Origin of the sequence: Bacillus sp. DJP31 (assembly GCF_049310945.1) — a bacterium.
In the GTDB taxonomy this organism is placed as follows: domain Bacteria; phylum Bacillota; class Bacilli; order Bacillales; family SA4; genus Bacillus_BS.
In genome coordinates this window covers 1-16,379 of record NZ_JBMERO010000017.1, presented here as the reverse complement: position 1 = coordinate 16,379, position 16,379 = coordinate 1, and the positions used below count along the sequence as shown (strand labels likewise).

Sequence of the window (16,379 nt, the reverse complement as noted above, 5' to 3'; positions counted from 1 at the left end):
TCTTATCTACTTTATGCAGTTGGAATTTTTAATAGAATGGTTGTCCCGATATTTTGGTCAGAGGAAATTTTAATTTCAGCACCAATTGATTTTGCACGCTCTTCCATACTAAATAAACCGATACCTCTTCTTTTCTTTGTATCAAAACCATAGCCATAATCCTTTATCTCAACTTCGACTTGGTTATTAAGTTCCGTTATTGTCACATATGCTATATCAACCCCAGCATATTTTCTCATATTGGTTAACCCCTCTTGCAGAATCCGATAAATCGATGTTTCCATTTCATAAGTCAATCTACGCTTTAAGGAACAATTAAATTCAATTCTTATGTCAAAATGAGTTGAAAATCGATGAATAAACGTTCGAATCGCGGGAACTAGGCCTAAATCGTCTAGGACCGATGGTCGCAGTTCCCAAGAAATATTTCGGATATCTTCTATTAAATTTGTTGTTTCATCGTGCATTTGGTCTAATAATGGATGATCGAGTTCATTTTTAAGTCGGCTTATGCTAATTAATAAACTATATAAATTTTGTCCGACCCCATCATGGAGCTCACTTGAAATCCTTTTCCGCTCTTGTTCTTGAAGTCCAATCATTTTAGTCATCATATTTTTCAATTCTTCTTCAACTATTTTTCTATCTGTTACCTCATAACGAATCGCTAAAAATTGATAAGGTTTCCCTTCTTTATCAAGAAAAGGAACAATGGTTGTATCCACCCAATAGAAAGATCCGTTCTTAGCTTTGTTTTTGATTTCACCCTTCCAAACTCTTCCCACTCGAATTGTTTCCCATAGATCTCTAAAGAAATCTTTAGAGTGAAAATCAGAATTTATTAACTTGTGAGTTTTTCCAAGTAGTTCATCTCTATCATACTTTGAGATTTTACAAAATTTATCATTTACATAGGAAATAATCCCTTTTGCATTCGTGATGGCAACTATTGCTGACTCATCTAAAGCAAACTTTAAATCCGACAATTCTTCGATTGAGCTCTGGAGCTCCTCCTGAACCTTACTAAATATATCCTCTTCATTTATTTCGGGTTCAGAACTTGATCCTTCATTTTGATAATACTTCGGATGTTTTTTATTCAATCTTTTCACCTCAATGATTATGACAAAAGACGCAATCCATGCTCTATTTGAGTGACGCAAATCTTAACTTGATCATGTTCTTGTTCACTAAATTCATGGCTTTCTCTATAGCCCACTAATAATACACCCCATATAGTTTGTTCTTTAAAGATGGGGACAGCAAAAGAAGTAACTAGCTTTTCTGCTAATAAAATAGGGAAATTTATCACATTCATATCTTTGCTCGGGAAAGAAGAGATAAGCATTGGTCTTCCTGTCTGAATAACCTGACCAGCGATTCCTTTCCCATAACGAACTGTAATTCGTGTGCATTTATTGTTTTGATTACCGATTACATAATTCCAACCTATTTCTTTTTGTTTATTATCGTGACAGGCAATACCGATAAAATCACACTTTATTAAGTCGTACAGATTATGGTAGGCTTGCTTCATTAGATTTTCGAATTCCATTATATCACTCTATTCTATTGTTTAAAGACCGTAGCTCAATAACCCCTTTTTCACTGCATATTCTACTAATTCTGGCCTAGTTCTCACCTTTAACTTTTCCATAACCTTTGCTTTATGCGTTTCTACAGTCTTTACGCCGATAAATAAATGCTCTGCTATTTCTTTATTTGAAAACCCTTTTGCAATTAACGTCAGCACTTCTTTTTCTCTGTCAGAAAGAAGTGAATACGTATCATTATTTACGCCGCGCTTCAAATTTTCTACATACTCTTTCATGAGCATCTTTGTCGCTGAAGGATATAAATACGCTGATCCCACAGATACAGATTGAATTGCCCTAACAAGCTCATCATGTGGTGCACTTTTTAATACACAACCTGAGGCACCCGTTTTAATTGCTCTGAATAAATATTCTTCATCGTCATGCATGGTAAGTATTAAAACATGAACTTGTGGCAGAAGTTGCTGGATCTCCGCTGTAGCAAGTAACCCATCCTTCCCATGTGGCATGCTTAGATCCATTAGAATAACATCTGGCAAAAGTTCTTTAGCTTTTCTTATACCCTCGTCACCTTCTGTTGCCTCCCCAACTACTTCCATTCCTTCAATTGAGTTCAGTAACATTTTCAAACCTGTTCTTACTACAGCATGATCATCCACTAATAAGACCCTTATCATCTACTATCACCTCTTTCCCCGATGGAATGGATATAATGATTGATATTTCGCCTTCTTCTTTATATCCATGTGTCACTTCACTATTAATTAGAAGTGCTTTTACTTTTGCCTTTTTTATCTCTTCTTGAAATTCACGTGATTGGATAATCTGTTTACCAATTCCTTTTATGAAAATAGTAATGTTCACATTATAAGAGTTCCACTCAAATAGAATCGTTATTTTTTCGGTCTCCGAATAGACTGCGGCTGCTTTTAGCATATCTTGGCATATACGAAATAGCAATGTTTCTTGAAAGGAAGAAATTGTAGTTTTTGTATCATTTTCAAGTAGTTGAATTTCAATACCATATGTTTTTGTATATATAGTAGCATAAGCTCTAAGCGCAGCAAACGCTCCTTGTAAGCTAAGTGATGCTGGATAGAGGTCAATGGAGAACCAACGTAATTCCTCAATGGTTCTTTCAATCATTAAAGTCATTTCGCTCGTGTATTTACACAAGTCCTTATCCTCTGTTTTGTTTTCAATATATTGTAAACCACTATAAACACTATATAGGGTTTGTGCTATACCTTCATGTAATTCATGAGCAATTCTTTTATGTTCTTCCTCTATTGAGTGAATCACATTTGACATTGTTCTAGCACTAAGAAGTGTCATATATTTCTCTCCATTTTATTTATTTTGTGTAAATATATCCTAATTTTGTTTGAAAAAACATCAGGGAATACACTCATTTTCACAAGTATAAATCCCTTATTCAATAAATTGAATCCTACTTCATTTTAGTTTTCTCATAATTCATTTCAAAATAGAGGTGCAAAAAACCTGATAAGTTCATTATCAGGTTTCTTACCTTAGTCAGACTGACTTGTTGAATGGCTCATCGCCTTCATCAGAATCGGACGAAAGCTCCATCGTAATAATTATCATAATGCTCGCTAAAATGACGAATGCCGTTACGAACGAGAATATAATGATCACCCCTCTTCTATTTATTTTCATTTTATCGAAACAAAAACAATTAACCAGTGATATTCCTCACAGACTACAATATCCTTTTTGACAAAAATGTGTCTTAGTAAGAAAATCCTTTATCAGTTTAACCTTATACAGTTAAGACAAGGCTGTTTTCGTAAAGAATGTTGTTTTTAGCAAGAATCAAGATTTAAACAAATGTTGATTGTAGCGAAAGTAGTGAAAATAACCATCCTTTCTCGCGCCCCACAGAAAGCGAGCATCCTGGAGTTGCAATCAACAGACACGGTTATTAGTAACGAAAACAACCTAAAACAAAAACCACTTCCATTGTTAACAGGATTGTCAAATTAAATAGTGCTAGGTTGTGATTTTTATCACAACCTACTAACCCCTTTTTCCCCTAGAATATAGCTATGTATCCCGCTCAACTTAGTACTACTTAGAGTTGACCAATGATTTGTTTAAATTTCTAAACATGAGAAAGGGGCGTTTTTATGCAACCAAGTGTGAAGAAAGACACACCGGTTAAAGTTCCACACGAAAAGGAGTCAAACCTGAAAGGGACATTTGTTTCAGTACTATTACTAGGGGCATTTATTGTTTTATCCTGGATAACTGTTTATGCATTATTTATTCAAAGATTATAGAGAAAAAGGAGTGATTTTTAAATGCATCTTCATAAATACGAAAAAATTTGGTTAATGCTCGGAGGAGCAACAATAGTAATATTTCTTTCTATCATAGGTTTTACCGCATTCGCGATGGACCATATTCCACCAAGTGATTTAACAATCATAGATCCTGAGCTTGTTGATCAAACTCCGCCATTTAATGAGCCGGGCTTAAAACAAATTGGGGATAACGAATACCAGTTAACGATGGTGGCTGAAGCGTTTACCTTTAGACCTAGTGAAGTGGAGATCCCAAAAGGCTCGAAGGTTCATTTTGTTGTAACTAGTAAGGATGTTGTTCACGGATTTGCTTTAGCAGGAACAAACGTCAACATGATGATTGTTCCAGGGCATATCAATTCCTATACTCAGGTATTTACTAAAACAGGAGACTATCTCTTACTATGTAATGAATATTGTGGAATTGGTCATCAACTTATGGGAACGAAAATTAAGGTGGTAGAATAATATGCGCTTGTCAAAACAAGATTCAAAACTAGTACTTATTCATTTGGTTGTTGCCTTTACTGCTCTTCTCATCGGGGCTTTTGCAGGCTTACTTCAAACATTAGTAAGAAGTGGTTCTCTTACCTTACCAGCAGGTATTGGGTATTATCAGTTATTAACAGCTCACGGGGTATTATTGGGACTCATCTTTACAACTTTCTTTATTATCGGGTTTTTATATGCATGTATAGCGAGAACCCAAAATGATTTAACAGCTGCTTCTAGAAAGCTTGGCTGGATCGGGTTCTATGTGATGCTAATAGGTACTGTTTTAGGTACGGTCTTAATTTTACTTAATAAAGCAACTGTTCTTTATACCTTTTACGCTCCACTTCAAGCATCACCATGGTACTATATCGCATTAGCTCTTATAGTTGTTGGAAGCTGGATTAGCTTTGCTGGTATGATTCATACGTATTCTTCATGGAAAAAAGAAAACAAAGGACAATTGTCTCCTCTTTTAAGTTTTATGGCTATTGCTACAATGACGATGTGGTTTATTGCGACACTTGGAGTTGCAGCAACCGTCCTATTTCAGTTCATTCCATGGTCGTTTGGATGGGTTGAAACCATTAATATTTTATTAAGTAGAACACTATTCTGGTATTTTGGTCATCCATTAGTATACTTCTGGTTACTCCCAGCTTATATGTGTTGGTATGCTATTATCCCTAAAATCATTGGAGGTAAAATCTTTAGCGATTCACTAGCACGTCTTTCATTTGTACTCTTTATACTATTTTCAATTCCAGTTGGTTTTCACCATCAGCTCCTAGAGCCCGGTATTAGCCCAATCTGGAAATACACTCAAGTTGTACTCACCTTTATGGTAATTATTCCATCCTTAATGACAGCCTTCTCACTCTTTGCTACATTTGAAATTTATGGACGTGAAAAAGGAGCAAAAGGACTATTCGGTTGGGTAACAAAGCTACCATGGAAGGATGCTAGATTCTTCGCTCCTTTTATGGGGATGCTAATTTTTATTCCGGCAGGTGCTGGAGGAATTATCAATGCTAGTAACCAGCTTAACCAAGTTATTCATAATACCCTATGGGTTACAGGTCACTTTCATTTAACGGTTGCAACTTCAGTTGCCCTAACATTTTTTGGGATTGGCTACTGGTTAATACCTCATTTAACTGGACGAACCTTTACGAAGAAATTAAATGCACTAGCCAATGTACAAACTATATTATGGGTAGTTGGAATGTTCTTTATGTCGGGTGCGATGCATACAACAGGCTTATTGGGGAACCCACGCAGAACATCATTTACAACCTATACAGACCATCCTGAGGCTTTGACCTGGATCCCTTATCATGTTGTCATGGCATTCGGAGGAACCATTTTATTTGTTGCTATTTTGTTATTAATGTACATTGTCACTCAATTAGTTTTTGTAACACCAACCGGACACGAGGAATTCCCAATTGGAGAAGTAGATAAAGATGCTGAGAAGACTCCACAAATTCTCGAAAACTGGAAACTCTGGATCTCGATCACGATTGCCTTAATCTTATTTGCTTACACATTCCCGGTCATGGATATGATTGAACATGCACCGCCTGGTTCAAAGGGTTTTAAGTTTTGGTAGTAGTAACTTTTTCTATTAGACTGGTTTAATAAAAACCGTTAGGCATCGTTATAGTGCTGTTAGTGATGAAGGGATTAGTTATACTGTGAAAGAATACGATTATGCAAAAGAAAAAGGAATACCAATATTAGCATTTGTGATGGACAGAGATGCTTCTACTAAACCTTTTGAACGGGAAGATGACCCTGAAAAAGAGAAGAATTAGTGAAGTTTGTAGAAAAAGCCACAGGTAGTAAAATGGTTAACTTTTGGAGCAATTCCGACCAGCTAGCAACTAGGATTTCATTAGCTATTCCAAAACTATTAAGAGATATCCGAGAGTAGGTTGGGTTAGAGCTAATCAAGCAATTTCCCCAAAGGTTGCAGAAGAGTTAGCGGGATCAAGCAGAGAAAATCGGGAGTTAAAAGCTGAATTTGATGAATTAAAGCAAAAACAAGAGAAGGCTTTTCCTATATTGGAGTTAAACATTAATGAGCAGAAACCACTTGACTTATACTATAAGAAATCTACAAATAAATCACTTAATTTACCTATTGAAATAGACAAAACTTTGGTTCCTGACTACCTTAGAGAACATATTGATCAAAAAGAATTGAATGAATATAATTCTAATTTGATAGATGAGATTGAGAAAGTAAAAAATTATAATCAAGAGATTAAGATATACATTAGAGTAACTGAAATGGGAGTTCCTTTTAAAATTGAGCTAAGCAATACCGGTAAGGCTATAGCTAACAATGTTTATGTTGAGGTAACCTTTCCGAACGAAATTGAGGTAATTGAAGCTAAGATTGAGGATTTTACAAAACCTAGAGTCCCTAGGGTTAATGAGAAACCCTCTAAAGAACGCAGAAACAAGATATGAGTATGCAAAGTCTGGACTTAATGTAATGCTTGGTTTGTTTGAATTTATCGAGAAAAGTGGAGAAACCTTTTTAGGTTATGATGCTTTTAGACCTTCAGATTTTATTTCTGGAGATATTTATGACAATCATTTACTTTATGATAAAGGATTTTATAGTCGTTTAAGTGATAATAATAAGCTTACAATCCATAGAAAAGAGTTACTCCATACAAGGGTTATGGAATGTCCAAAATATGCCTTATGTAAAAAAAGCATGGTTTCCTATATGGATCCATGCTTTTCTTAGTATATATGGAATTGATCTTTTAGTTTAGTGGTGATGAATTTGATTATAGTACCGTCATCATTCGTTATATCTGGGGTCCCACCAACGAAGGATTTATGAGGCTTTTCCTTATCTGATAATGTTGTTAACTTATTTCTTTATCTATGTTCAGCTAAATATAGGGGTAGAGCCAACATTTTGACGGTTTTATACGCTAAGCATTAGCAGATTCACCCCGTTCCTGACAGCCTTAGTGGACGTAACAATCTGATTTCAGACTGCATGATGACCGCTAATGAAGTTTATAGGACATTCGGACCTTAGAGTCGGGAAAACTCGCTTTTCTTGCTTCTGAACATCCTAAGCGTATATTTTTTGTTAAAATGTTGGCTGAACCCCATATAAAGGGGAACTGGAAAATAGAGGAACCGGAGCTGAAGCGGTAAAGTGAGAATACGGAGTATGTCGTGAGCTGGAAAATGGAGTGAGGGGCCTTTTAGGATGGATGGAAAGGTATGGTTGTGGGCTGCTTTGAAGAAAAGCGGAACTAAACTTAGCCTGTATCGACAAAAAGGCAGCACAGAATTGGTATCCCCTGCGATGTCTCGATATTACATTCTAATTAATTCCCTTCATCGACCAGATTTACCCTCGCCACCATATGTTCGGTATCCCCCAAAAGAGAAATGCTATTGGCACGCTGCTTTTTCTGGTACATCTTCTTTGCGAATCCTACTTTTCATATACCTGTTTCATTCTTTCTGGCACATCATTCTTTGTGAACTTTACTTATCTTGTACCTGTTTTGCTCTTTCTGAGACATCATCCTTCGCGAACCCTACTTTTCATGTACCTGTTTCACTTTTTCTGGAACATCATTCTTTATCATCCTCACTTTTCATGTACCGGTTTCCCCTTTTCTTGGTACATCATAGTGTATGGAAGGGTTTTAGCGCTTTCTATCCTGATATTCCATGCGAAAACGGTTGAAAAATTACGAACACTTTTAAACACCACCGCTATAACGCCAATATAAGATATAATCAAACATTTGTTTAAAATTGTTATATTTAAATATTTCCAAACCGCAAAATAGCTCAGAGACAAGAATCTCTGAGCTTTTACTATTAATATGAATTTCATTTATTGATTAGCTTTCTCAAGCTGAAGAATCTTCTTGACTTCCTTGCTGTCCTTAGCAAGAATGTCTTTCACATTCGCCCCAAACCATTCCAGTGAAGCCTCCATCTCAATCATATCGGCAGCTTCTCTCAGAAACAGCCGGTAGTCCACTGCACCTTCAAACAGGGAGACCATCCCTTCCCTGCTCCCGGCAGCTGCATATACATTAGTAGAGGCAAACACGGAAAGCTGATTGCGTGATTCAATATTCTTAAAATGGAAATATGAAATATATGGCCGCAGTTGTTTGAGTGCATAGAGGGGATCCACCCCTGATTCCCATATATGAAGGACATCGAAATTTACCCGGAGCGCCGGATGATCTGTTTCCTCAATAAGCTGAAGCGTGGAAGACGGGTTGTCTGTTAGGGTAAACGGATGAGTCTCTACCAGAATTTGCTTTCCTTCTGCTTCAGCGATTTTGCAGAGCATCTTCATGCGGGAAACAAGCTCAATTCGCTCTAATCTGCTAATATCCGCACTTCCCTTGTTTCCAGCGAAAGTCCTTATTTTATTCGTTCCCCAACGATGTGCCAGCGAGCATAACTCATTAATTTCAGCTATTAATGCAGGGAGAGGCGCATCCAGTGGCAAATAGTCACTCAGCATGCTCGTTTCTAGACCATGTGAGCTTAGCCACTCACTTCCATAATGGATATCTTCTGCCAGATTTTTGGCATGGACACCCCATAGTTCAATTCCTTGGAATCCGTGTGTTTGGGCCCAATGGGCAATCTGGTCAATTGACTGTAGTTGGTGTCGGAAAGAGATGGTGCAGAGAGAGAGTTTCATAAGATTTCCTCCTTCATATTTTGAGAATGCTTCTGTTTTAACCACGCCTCAAAGCTTTCCTGCAAACCTCTCTTAATCTTAAATTCCAGGAAATTCTGTTCTTGTAGTTTTGCAGTGATTTCTTCCTTTAAACGCATGTTTCCAGTCATGGCAAGTTTCATGGCCCGATATTGGATTTCCGTATAGCCTTTCACAAGCCTGTCGATATCATCGCACCAGACTTCAAAGCTTACCTCGTCATACCCAAGCGATTCCCAGAAAAACGCAAAGGCATGTTCATATGCGTATTTCCGGATGGCTAGAACGGGCAGCTCCCTTAAAGCCAGTGTCAATCCTGACAGTGGATATTTTTCATCTCCAGCAGTATGTAGATGGATGATTTTTGTAACAGCATCTGTTATCGGGTTGCTGCTATGCTTGATGCATGTGTTAAAATATGCCTCAACCGTTTCTACAGATGGCGGAATGATGGTTGAAGCATCAAAGAAATAGCCACCTTTTGCAGAAGGATCCTCGATGGCAGAGAGGATCCGCTGTTTCGGAAGTACCCCTTCCCAGCGAAAGTCCGGATCATACATCAACCATTCTTCTTCGTTCTCTGTCATTTCGAGCATCACATAATGAGGAAATGGGCTTTGATGAAATTTATTTTCCCTTTCTGGTAGCTTTGACAAGTCCAGCATGACCATTAAATATTGATCAGGCTGCTTATTTTCGAGCAGTTTGAGCATTTCATTTATATTTCCTTGTTTGCTTTGGTTTTCGTCATACCATTTATAAAGCTTAATGCCATAGAGCATTTCATACCATTGGTGGAAAAAATCATGGTCGATTCGCTTGGAGTGATAGGTTAGGATTCCATTCTCCAATATATCGAAATCAGCATCCCATACCCCAAAATAATAAGGTCTGTGATCGGTACCTTCTTTCTTTTTTACTGCCTCGCATACACAGCTTACAAAGCAATGAACTTTAATCATAGGATCTCCTCCAATGTAGCCGGCTTCTGCTGGTATTCAAGAAAATCGGCCAAGCTTCCTACTGTTTGGAAATCTTTTGACACAAGCATTTCATCTGGGATATCAAAGCCAAGATCCACTTCCAAATAAAGGATCAACTGCAGGATCATGATGGAATCCATATACAAATCTTCATTTAGACGAGCACCTTCATGGAAAGCCTCCATAAATGGTAGCTTTAAATTGTGCTGCAGAATATCATAAATGATCTGTACTATTTCTTGTCTTTTCATGCCAGCACTCCTTCACCCAGCCTTTTTCGGCTGATCTTTCCATTCGGCAGCTTTTCGATTGCTTCCACCTGGATAAATTCCATAGGTACTTGATATGGAGCAAGATAGTCTCTGCACCATTTCAGTAACTCCTGCTCCTCAACTGGTTGGGAGCAGACATACTGTGCACATACTCTTTCTCCTGAAAGCGGATGGAGCTTTCTATAAACAACCGCCTCTACAACTCTTGGTTCTGCCATCAGAACTTCCTCCACTTCTTGCGGATAAACGTTTAAGCCAGCTACATTTATGGTGTCATCCATTCTTGCTAGAAATAACAGGAGTCCGTCTTTTATATAGCCAAGATCTTTTGTATAGATGGTTTTCTCCAAATCATGGATGATAATTTCACCAGGATGATCCATGCTTCCGGCCTCCACCTTGAGATGTGGAAGTGGATAGCCCATTTCACATCTGTCGCTCACATCCTGCTGTATAGCCACACATCCAGCTTCAGAACATCCATATTGTTGAAACACACGGTTTGAAACCTTCTTTAATGCTCTGAGCCAACCAGAAGGCATTAGTGTACCTGATGTCATCACTGCATTAAACCGCTGATCATCACGAATCAGACTCGTTAAGGTATGCAATAATGCAGGCGCTCCATAGAGAATATGATTAGGATGCTCCTTCAGTTTTTTTAGAATATACTTTGGATTCATGTTTGTCAGAATGACCGGTTCCACACCGCGCCTGAAGCAGGCAAACACCCCGGAGATCAAGCCATAGGAGTGGGTAACCGGGCAGGCAACGAATGTCGTGGTGTTTTGCTCAACCGACAATACAGAAACATAGCTTTCAAGCTCGATCTCAATCGAATTCCAGGTACGTTCAATGCATTTAGGAGCTCCTGTTGTACCTGAACTCATTTGCACCAGTACACCCTCCCTTGCATTTTTTTGATCTGATAGGTGAAGTGGTGAGTGGATATCTTCAAAAAGCAAGAAATGGCCTCCTGCCAAACTTGCCATCCGGATCGCCCCTTCTTTTGGTACGGAAGGATGGATTGGGACAATGGATCCCCCTTTTTTCCGCACAAATAAACATAGTGCCAACCAGTGAAATACATCCGGCATACAAACTGCCAGTCTTCTATTCTTGCAATCTCTTAAGTATGGAATATTTTCAAATACATTATATTGTCTTTCGATTTCATCTAGTGTGTAGTACTGATCATTTACAAAATACATCTCAATTCTCCTTTTGGCTATCCTCTAAAGAATTTGTGACAAGATGGCGAAACCCGCTAGACTCTTCACTTCGGGTCTTCCTTTTCAGAAGCGACTCGGCATACACAAAAGTTGCTGTATGCTGAAGCAGGCGATTTCGTGAAATCAATTCAGGATGGCAGCTCATGTGCCCGGCTATCGCTTCATATGTAATTTCCCAGAACTTCCCCTCGCTGTACCCGTACTGCTCCTGGAGTACAAAGGACAGTTCGCTTAAATGAAAAACAAACAATGAATCCATCACTAGCTCTCTCAGCGCTTCTATGGATGACATCCAATAATACTTGTCATTTTCGCCGTTTTTAAACTGTTCATGGATCCGCGCAAAATCAGGGACATGGCTGGGCTTTTTCAAAAAGGTCGAATGGTACTCTGCGCTGTCGTGAAAGTCTCTCAGGGCCACGCGTGTCGGCCAGCCGTTTTTATGGAGAAGAATCATATTCTGCGCATGCGCCTCCACGGCAATGCCATGGGAGGCAAGCAAGTGCCAGACCGGAACCACACTTACTTCCATTAATCTTTTCAGCCAGTTTTCGATTCCATAGCGCTTCAGCCATTCCTCAATAAATGGTAAGCCGTCACGCTCCATTAGTGGCAAGGCTGTAAAAGGCACTGCCTCCTCGTCTTCCTTCATATAAAGCCGGATGCTTTCTCTCCATATGGCTCCAAGCTTGGCCCGTGTTTCTTGCCCATTTGGTTGATAGGCAACCCCTGCATATTCCTTCAGAATGATGAGGGAAGCTTCTTCTTTTAAAAAATGGTCTGATTGCACCACATCCGCTATCCATTTGGAGATATGTGGAGCTGCACAGATGGCATGAGCGTCCAAGGTTCTTCGAGAGGAGGTGTTCACCATATTCATGGATAGTTTTACATGAGCTTTCTCAGGATTTGAAACATTCCATAAGGTTCGGACGGACTGTGTTGCCCGGTAAGAAGCCCCTATTGCTTTCAAAAGGGCGATCTTCCCTTTGTCCAGCTCATCTTTTGCAAATTTCACCTGCCAGGGATGGATGGGCAGAAAGGTGTATTCTTCAAAGGTTTTGCCATTCTCATCCAGTTCAGCCAGCAGCTGCCGGAACATGGAAGGTCCGAGTTCTTCCTCCCAGAAGCGCTTCTCATCTCCAAGAAGTGCGATTTTGCTGTGCTCCCGTCTGACAGCTGCCCATTGCAACGTAAAAGACTGTCTTGCTTCAGGACCAAATGCAGCATGGTCTTCCAGCGTAAATCCAGTTCTTGCCTTAAAACAAGGATGATAAGGATGCCCTTCCCATATCTGCGACTCCAGTTCCTCATAGCTGAATGCTCGTCTGGAAAGGGTCGTCTTGAGATGAGCTTCATTCCACTCAGACAGCAGAACTGTTTGCTCAAGCTCACGAATAAGCAAGCTTCTTTTCTCTGGATCAGAAACGAGATCTCCCGCCAATTCCTCCATACTGGTTTCCGTGATGGAGCCATTACAGTGCAAGGAGCGGATGCTTCCCTCTTTTATTCGTACACGGTCAAACGCAGTGATTTTCCCCGTGCAGAAGTAGGTCCATTTGCTTGTGAAAATGGTAAAGGTTAATAGAGGGTCATCCAGCCGGGAAGCGGTTTTAAAATCCATCAACCCTTCGAAAAGAATTGCCTCCATCAGCTGCCTGACTATCCGTTTAACAACTTTCCTATACGGCAGCGGTTGAAGCTTCTGCATATTTCTCCTCCTTCACTAGGTTAAAAGGATTTGGTATATAGGTGTAAACCGCTTGTTCATTCTTCGCCATCAGTTCATCCACATCATGAAGACGGGTTAATAGATTGGCTTTATAGGATAGTTTCTCCGAATGGAGTATATGGCGAATAAATGCTTTCCCCTGTCCAGTCATCTCATTTTTAAGACGGGAAAGCTGTTTCCGGCTCCATTCAAGCAAACCTTCTTCACTAATGAGACCTTCCTGCCCAAACCGGCAGATCACGGAAAAGAGCTGATTCATAAAAAGGTAGTACGTAAACCTTTCCTGAATGAGAGTATCCTCATAAAAAAGCTCCGGACATTTTTCCAAGGATGGAAGGAGCGCAGATAACGTTTCCCGATAAGAGTTTGATAGATAATACCCCTGATTATCGCGGTAGTAATAAGCTTCCGGATAGCCGGATGTAAGGTCCAGGACACTATTCTGCTGATGAGCCTCAAGCGCGATTCCGTGTTCATCATATAGACGGATAAGAGGGTCAATTGAACATCTCCAATACTTCTCGAACCAATCCCAGCTTACATCCTCGGTTTTTCGCCTCTCCGATTGTGCCAGCCTTTCAATGGTCCGCTGCAGTCTTGAGCGCTCTCCTGGCAGAGGGTCTTGCACCAATGCCGCGATAGTGCTGATCCCTTTGTCTTTGCCTTTAGTGAATGGATTGGATCGAATAATTACCTCAAATCCGGTTTCTTTCTCTCCCGGAAATTCAACAGAAATATATGCGGGATCATCAATCATCCGGAATGCCGGGTATTTTTTTGTAAAGCGCAGTTTATCCATTAGCTTCGCCATCGTGGTACCTGCCCTTAGCTCATGAAGTCGATTTGTTCTTAACGAATTCGTGATTTTTACCGGAACGGAAAATTTGTACATCCATTCATCTTCAGAATTGTAAACGGTTCTAATTGAAGAGGTGGCTGAATAATAAGCACCGATTGGCCCAAGATTCTTTATAAGATTTTTTTCCATCGCCTCTTTGACATGATTCTGCTGAAGCAGCCATTGAGCCTGAAGAGGATGGACTGGAATAAGGCAGCCATTTTGCGGAACAGTAAGATGAGGCATCAATTTTGTTAATGAATCAAGAATAATTTCGTTTGCACCTTTCAGGTTATTGGACGCTTCTATGACCAGCTCCCGGTTGATTTGAAAATAGTGCAACTGAAAACGGCCCTTCAATTCCGGGGCATAGTTTGGGTGCTGCCAACAAGCCATTCCCTGCCTGCTTTTAGGTGTAGGATGGAGCCAGTGGCCAAACAAGAGCGATTGCTCGGCTTCAATGAAAGTACTTTCTTCAGAGTAAAGGCTTTTCTCATCATTCATTCTAGCTTCAATGTACGACGTCATCGTCTGATAGCTCTCGATCAGCCTGAGAACCAGCTCATCAAACTGGGATACAAGTTCGTGGCAGCCATTAGATTGGGCCATTAGGTGCAGCTCATGGCTAAGGGTGATCATCGTCTGCAGCCTATCCTGGAGAATCCATTCCCGACTTTTTTCACAATATTTAAGGGAACACCCAATCAGATGCCTTCCAGTTCGTGATTGGTACATCACTTCAACTGCAAACTTGGTGGACTGGGCTGGAAGTTCTATCTCTACTACCGACTTGCCTGAGAGAGTTATGGACGGCTGCTGCTCCTGCATCCATTCCTTTTTTTCCATCCACTGACCGCAGTCTACTTCTTTTAAGTAACTATTTATAAAAGCTTGAAACGTTGCATGTTCTGCAATTTTTTTGGCTGATCTTTGCATAATTCCATCCTTTCACCGAGTCTTTAGACCTAGTAATTGATAACCATTCTCAACGGTGGCTAAAAAATTTGATTACTTTCTTAGAAAATAATCAGATTGATAGAAGAGACAGGAGCACGTGAGATCTCTGCCTCTTCTTTAAGGTGTAATTCGATTTAGGCTATTGAATACCGCTCTTGATTTCTATAAAGCAATCACTATTCTTTAAATGACCTATTTGTTTAATAGCAAGGACTCAATTTCTTTTAATCCTTTTTGGCGTTCGATTGGGTCCCAGTAGCCCCACGTTGTTGTAAGGGTATGTACGTTATCATTTTTGACTGCGTTGAGACTCTTCCAAACCTCGCCCTGGGTGACGGAATCATAGAACTCTCCGCTGTTAAAGTAGGAAACATCCAGGATATGGTCGGGGTTGTATTTTGCTAGCCCTTCGATTGAAATGTTTTCACCGAAATCCTCTGGAAGATTCTCTGCAGGAGTTAGCTTCAAATCATCAAATAATAAAGAATTTGTTGCATGATTTGTACGTCCATATACACGAATATCCTTTTTATTGATCGCAACAGCCATGAATGTTTCATCGCCCATTTTTTCACGAACGCGGCTTCCGATCTCTTCTGCTACCTTGTCTAGATCTTCAATCACTTTCTTACCTTCATCAAGCTTGCCGACAGCTTCGGTTACTTTCAGATGGTCTTCCTTCCAATCTCCACCCACTTCCACCACAACGGTTGGAATAGTTTCAGATAGCTGATCATATAGAGGCTTATAGCGATCACTGATGATAAGAAGATCTGGATCTAACTTCACAATTTCCTCTGAACTTATTTCATCAACGTAAGGTAGCGCCTGTACACCTTCGAGTTCTTCTGTTAAATGCGGTGGAAACTCATTATCATACGCCATCACTGCGTATGGTTTTACGCCAACAGATACTAGTGATCCTTCCCAGGACACATGGGACAGCAGAATCACTTTCTTCGGCTCAGCCGGGACTTCTGCTTCTCCGTATAAATGCTCAACCGTTCTTGTTTCTTCTGTCTTTTCTTCCTCTTTCTTTTCAGCAACTGCTTCTGACGACGCTTCTTCTCCTTTTCCGCATCCTGTTAAAACAACTAAAAATAACATGAAAACAACGCTCAATAGAGCAACTGACTTCTTCATGAATGACTCCCCCTAAACAATATTGAATTTCATTATCAATGATAATCATTATCAACTAAGCTGAACATAGACAAATATAACTTCCTGCATGGACAAAATGGACTTCAGGGCA

At 39.7% G+C, this 16,379-nt stretch carries 16 protein-coding genes; 5 read left to right on the top strand and 11 right to left on the bottom strand.

Going from position 1 to position 16,379, the window contains the following annotated elements; genetic code table 11:
• Nucleotides 1–11: 11 nt before the first annotated feature.
• From ACOI1C_RS15130 to ACOI1C_RS15115, 4 genes are read right to left on the bottom strand one after another with little or no spacing between them, the layout of a single operon-like run.
• Nucleotides 12–1,103: a PAS domain-containing sensor histidine kinase gene (locus ACOI1C_RS15130; protein WP_422511335.1), complete on the bottom strand. Its 1,092-nt coding sequence runs from the start codon at nt 1,101–1,103 to the stop codon at nt 12–14.
• Nucleotides 1,104–1,120: 17 nt separating this feature from the next.
• Nucleotides 1,121–1,555, bottom strand: a complete 435-nt coding sequence (locus ACOI1C_RS15125; RefSeq protein ID WP_422511334.1) for a GAF domain-containing protein — start codon at nt 1,553–1,555, stop codon at nt 1,121–1,123.
• A 21-nt stretch (nt 1,556–1,576) separates the two neighbouring features.
• Complete coding sequence (locus ACOI1C_RS15120) at nt 1,577–2,233, bottom strand: response regulator (RefSeq protein ID WP_422511333.1); 657 nt, start codon at nt 2,231–2,233, stop codon at nt 1,577–1,579.
• The gene (locus ACOI1C_RS15115) at nt 2,208–2,891 is read right to left on the bottom strand and encodes a sensor histidine kinase (protein WP_422511332.1); all 684 of its coding nucleotides are present in this window, start codon (nt 2,889–2,891) and stop codon (nt 2,208–2,210) included. The genes ACOI1C_RS15120 and ACOI1C_RS15115 overlap by 26 nt, the downstream gene beginning before the upstream one ends.
• An 815-nt stretch (nt 2,892–3,706) precedes the next feature.
• Between ACOI1C_RS15115 and ACOI1C_RS15110 the strand changes: the two genes are divergently transcribed.
• The 5 genes from ACOI1C_RS15110 (at nt 3,707) to ACOI1C_RS15090 (ending at nt 7,139) form a co-directional block, all read left to right on the top strand.
• The gene (locus ACOI1C_RS15110; RefSeq protein WP_422511331.1) at nt 3,707–3,859 is read left to right on the top strand and encodes a cytochrome c oxidase subunit 2A; all 153 of its coding nucleotides are present in this window, start codon (nt 3,707–3,709) and stop codon (nt 3,857–3,859) included.
• 21 nt (nt 3,860–3,880) lie between these two features.
• On the top strand, nt 3,881–4,351 hold the full coding sequence (locus ACOI1C_RS15105; RefSeq protein ID WP_422511330.1) for a cytochrome c oxidase subunit II: 471 nt from the start codon (nt 3,881–3,883) through the stop codon (nt 4,349–4,351).
• A 1-nt stretch (nt 4,352) separates the two neighbouring features.
• Nucleotides 4,353–5,987 carry a b(o/a)3-type cytochrome-c oxidase subunit 1 gene (locus tag ACOI1C_RS15100; RefSeq protein ID WP_422511329.1) on the top strand — a complete coding sequence of 545 codons (1,635 nt, stop codon included), beginning with the start codon at nt 4,353–4,355 and terminating at the stop codon, nt 5,985–5,987.
• Between the two features lie 455 nt (nt 5,988–6,442).
• The gene (locus ACOI1C_RS15095) at nt 6,443–6,853 is read left to right on the top strand and encodes a hypothetical protein (RefSeq protein WP_422511328.1); all 411 of its coding nucleotides are present in this window, start codon (nt 6,443–6,445) and stop codon (nt 6,851–6,853) included.
• On the top strand, nt 6,816–7,139 hold the full coding sequence (locus ACOI1C_RS15090; RefSeq protein WP_422511327.1) for a hypothetical protein: 324 nt from the start codon (nt 6,816–6,818) through the stop codon (nt 7,137–7,139). The genes ACOI1C_RS15095 and ACOI1C_RS15090 overlap by 38 nt, the downstream gene beginning before the upstream one ends.
• A 1,122-nt stretch (nt 7,140–8,261) precedes the next feature.
• Here the strand turns inward: ACOI1C_RS15090 and ACOI1C_RS15085 are convergent.
• The 7 genes from ACOI1C_RS15085 to ACOI1C_RS15055 form a co-directional block, all read right to left on the bottom strand.
• Nucleotides 8,262–9,092, bottom strand: a complete 831-nt coding sequence (locus tag ACOI1C_RS15085) for a sugar phosphate isomerase/epimerase family protein (protein WP_422511326.1) — start codon at nt 9,090–9,092, stop codon at nt 8,262–8,264.
• Nucleotides 9,089–10,072: a DUF6005 family protein gene (locus ACOI1C_RS15080; RefSeq protein ID WP_422511325.1), complete on the bottom strand. Its 984-nt coding sequence runs from the start codon at nt 10,070–10,072 to the stop codon at nt 9,089–9,091. The genes ACOI1C_RS15085 and ACOI1C_RS15080 overlap by 4 nt, the downstream gene beginning before the upstream one ends.
• A complete protein-coding gene (gene asbD / locus ACOI1C_RS15075; RefSeq protein WP_422511324.1) occupies nt 10,069–10,344 on the bottom strand; it encodes a petrobactin biosynthesis protein AsbD in 276 nt (91 codons plus the stop codon). Before asbD ends, ACOI1C_RS15080 begins: the two co-directional genes overlap by 4 nt.
• On the bottom strand, nt 10,341–11,576 hold the full coding sequence (locus ACOI1C_RS15070) for an AMP-binding protein (protein WP_422511323.1): 1,236 nt from the start codon (nt 11,574–11,576) through the stop codon (nt 10,341–10,343). Before ACOI1C_RS15070 ends, asbD begins: the two co-directional genes overlap by 4 nt.
• 1 nt (nt 11,577) lies before the next feature.
• Complete coding sequence (locus tag ACOI1C_RS15065) at nt 11,578–13,308, bottom strand: IucA/IucC family protein (RefSeq protein WP_422511322.1); 1,731 nt, start codon at nt 13,306–13,308, stop codon at nt 11,578–11,580.
• On the bottom strand, nt 13,280–15,103 hold the full coding sequence (locus tag ACOI1C_RS15060) for an IucA/IucC family protein (protein ID WP_422511321.1): 1,824 nt from the start codon (nt 15,101–15,103) through the stop codon (nt 13,280–13,282). The genes ACOI1C_RS15065 and ACOI1C_RS15060 overlap by 29 nt, the downstream gene beginning before the upstream one ends.
• A 213-nt stretch (nt 15,104–15,316) precedes the next feature.
• The gene (locus ACOI1C_RS15055) at nt 15,317–16,267 is read right to left on the bottom strand and encodes an ABC transporter substrate-binding protein (protein ID WP_422511320.1); all 951 of its coding nucleotides are present in this window, start codon (nt 16,265–16,267) and stop codon (nt 15,317–15,319) included.
• Between the last annotated feature and the right edge of the window lie 112 nt (nt 16,268–16,379).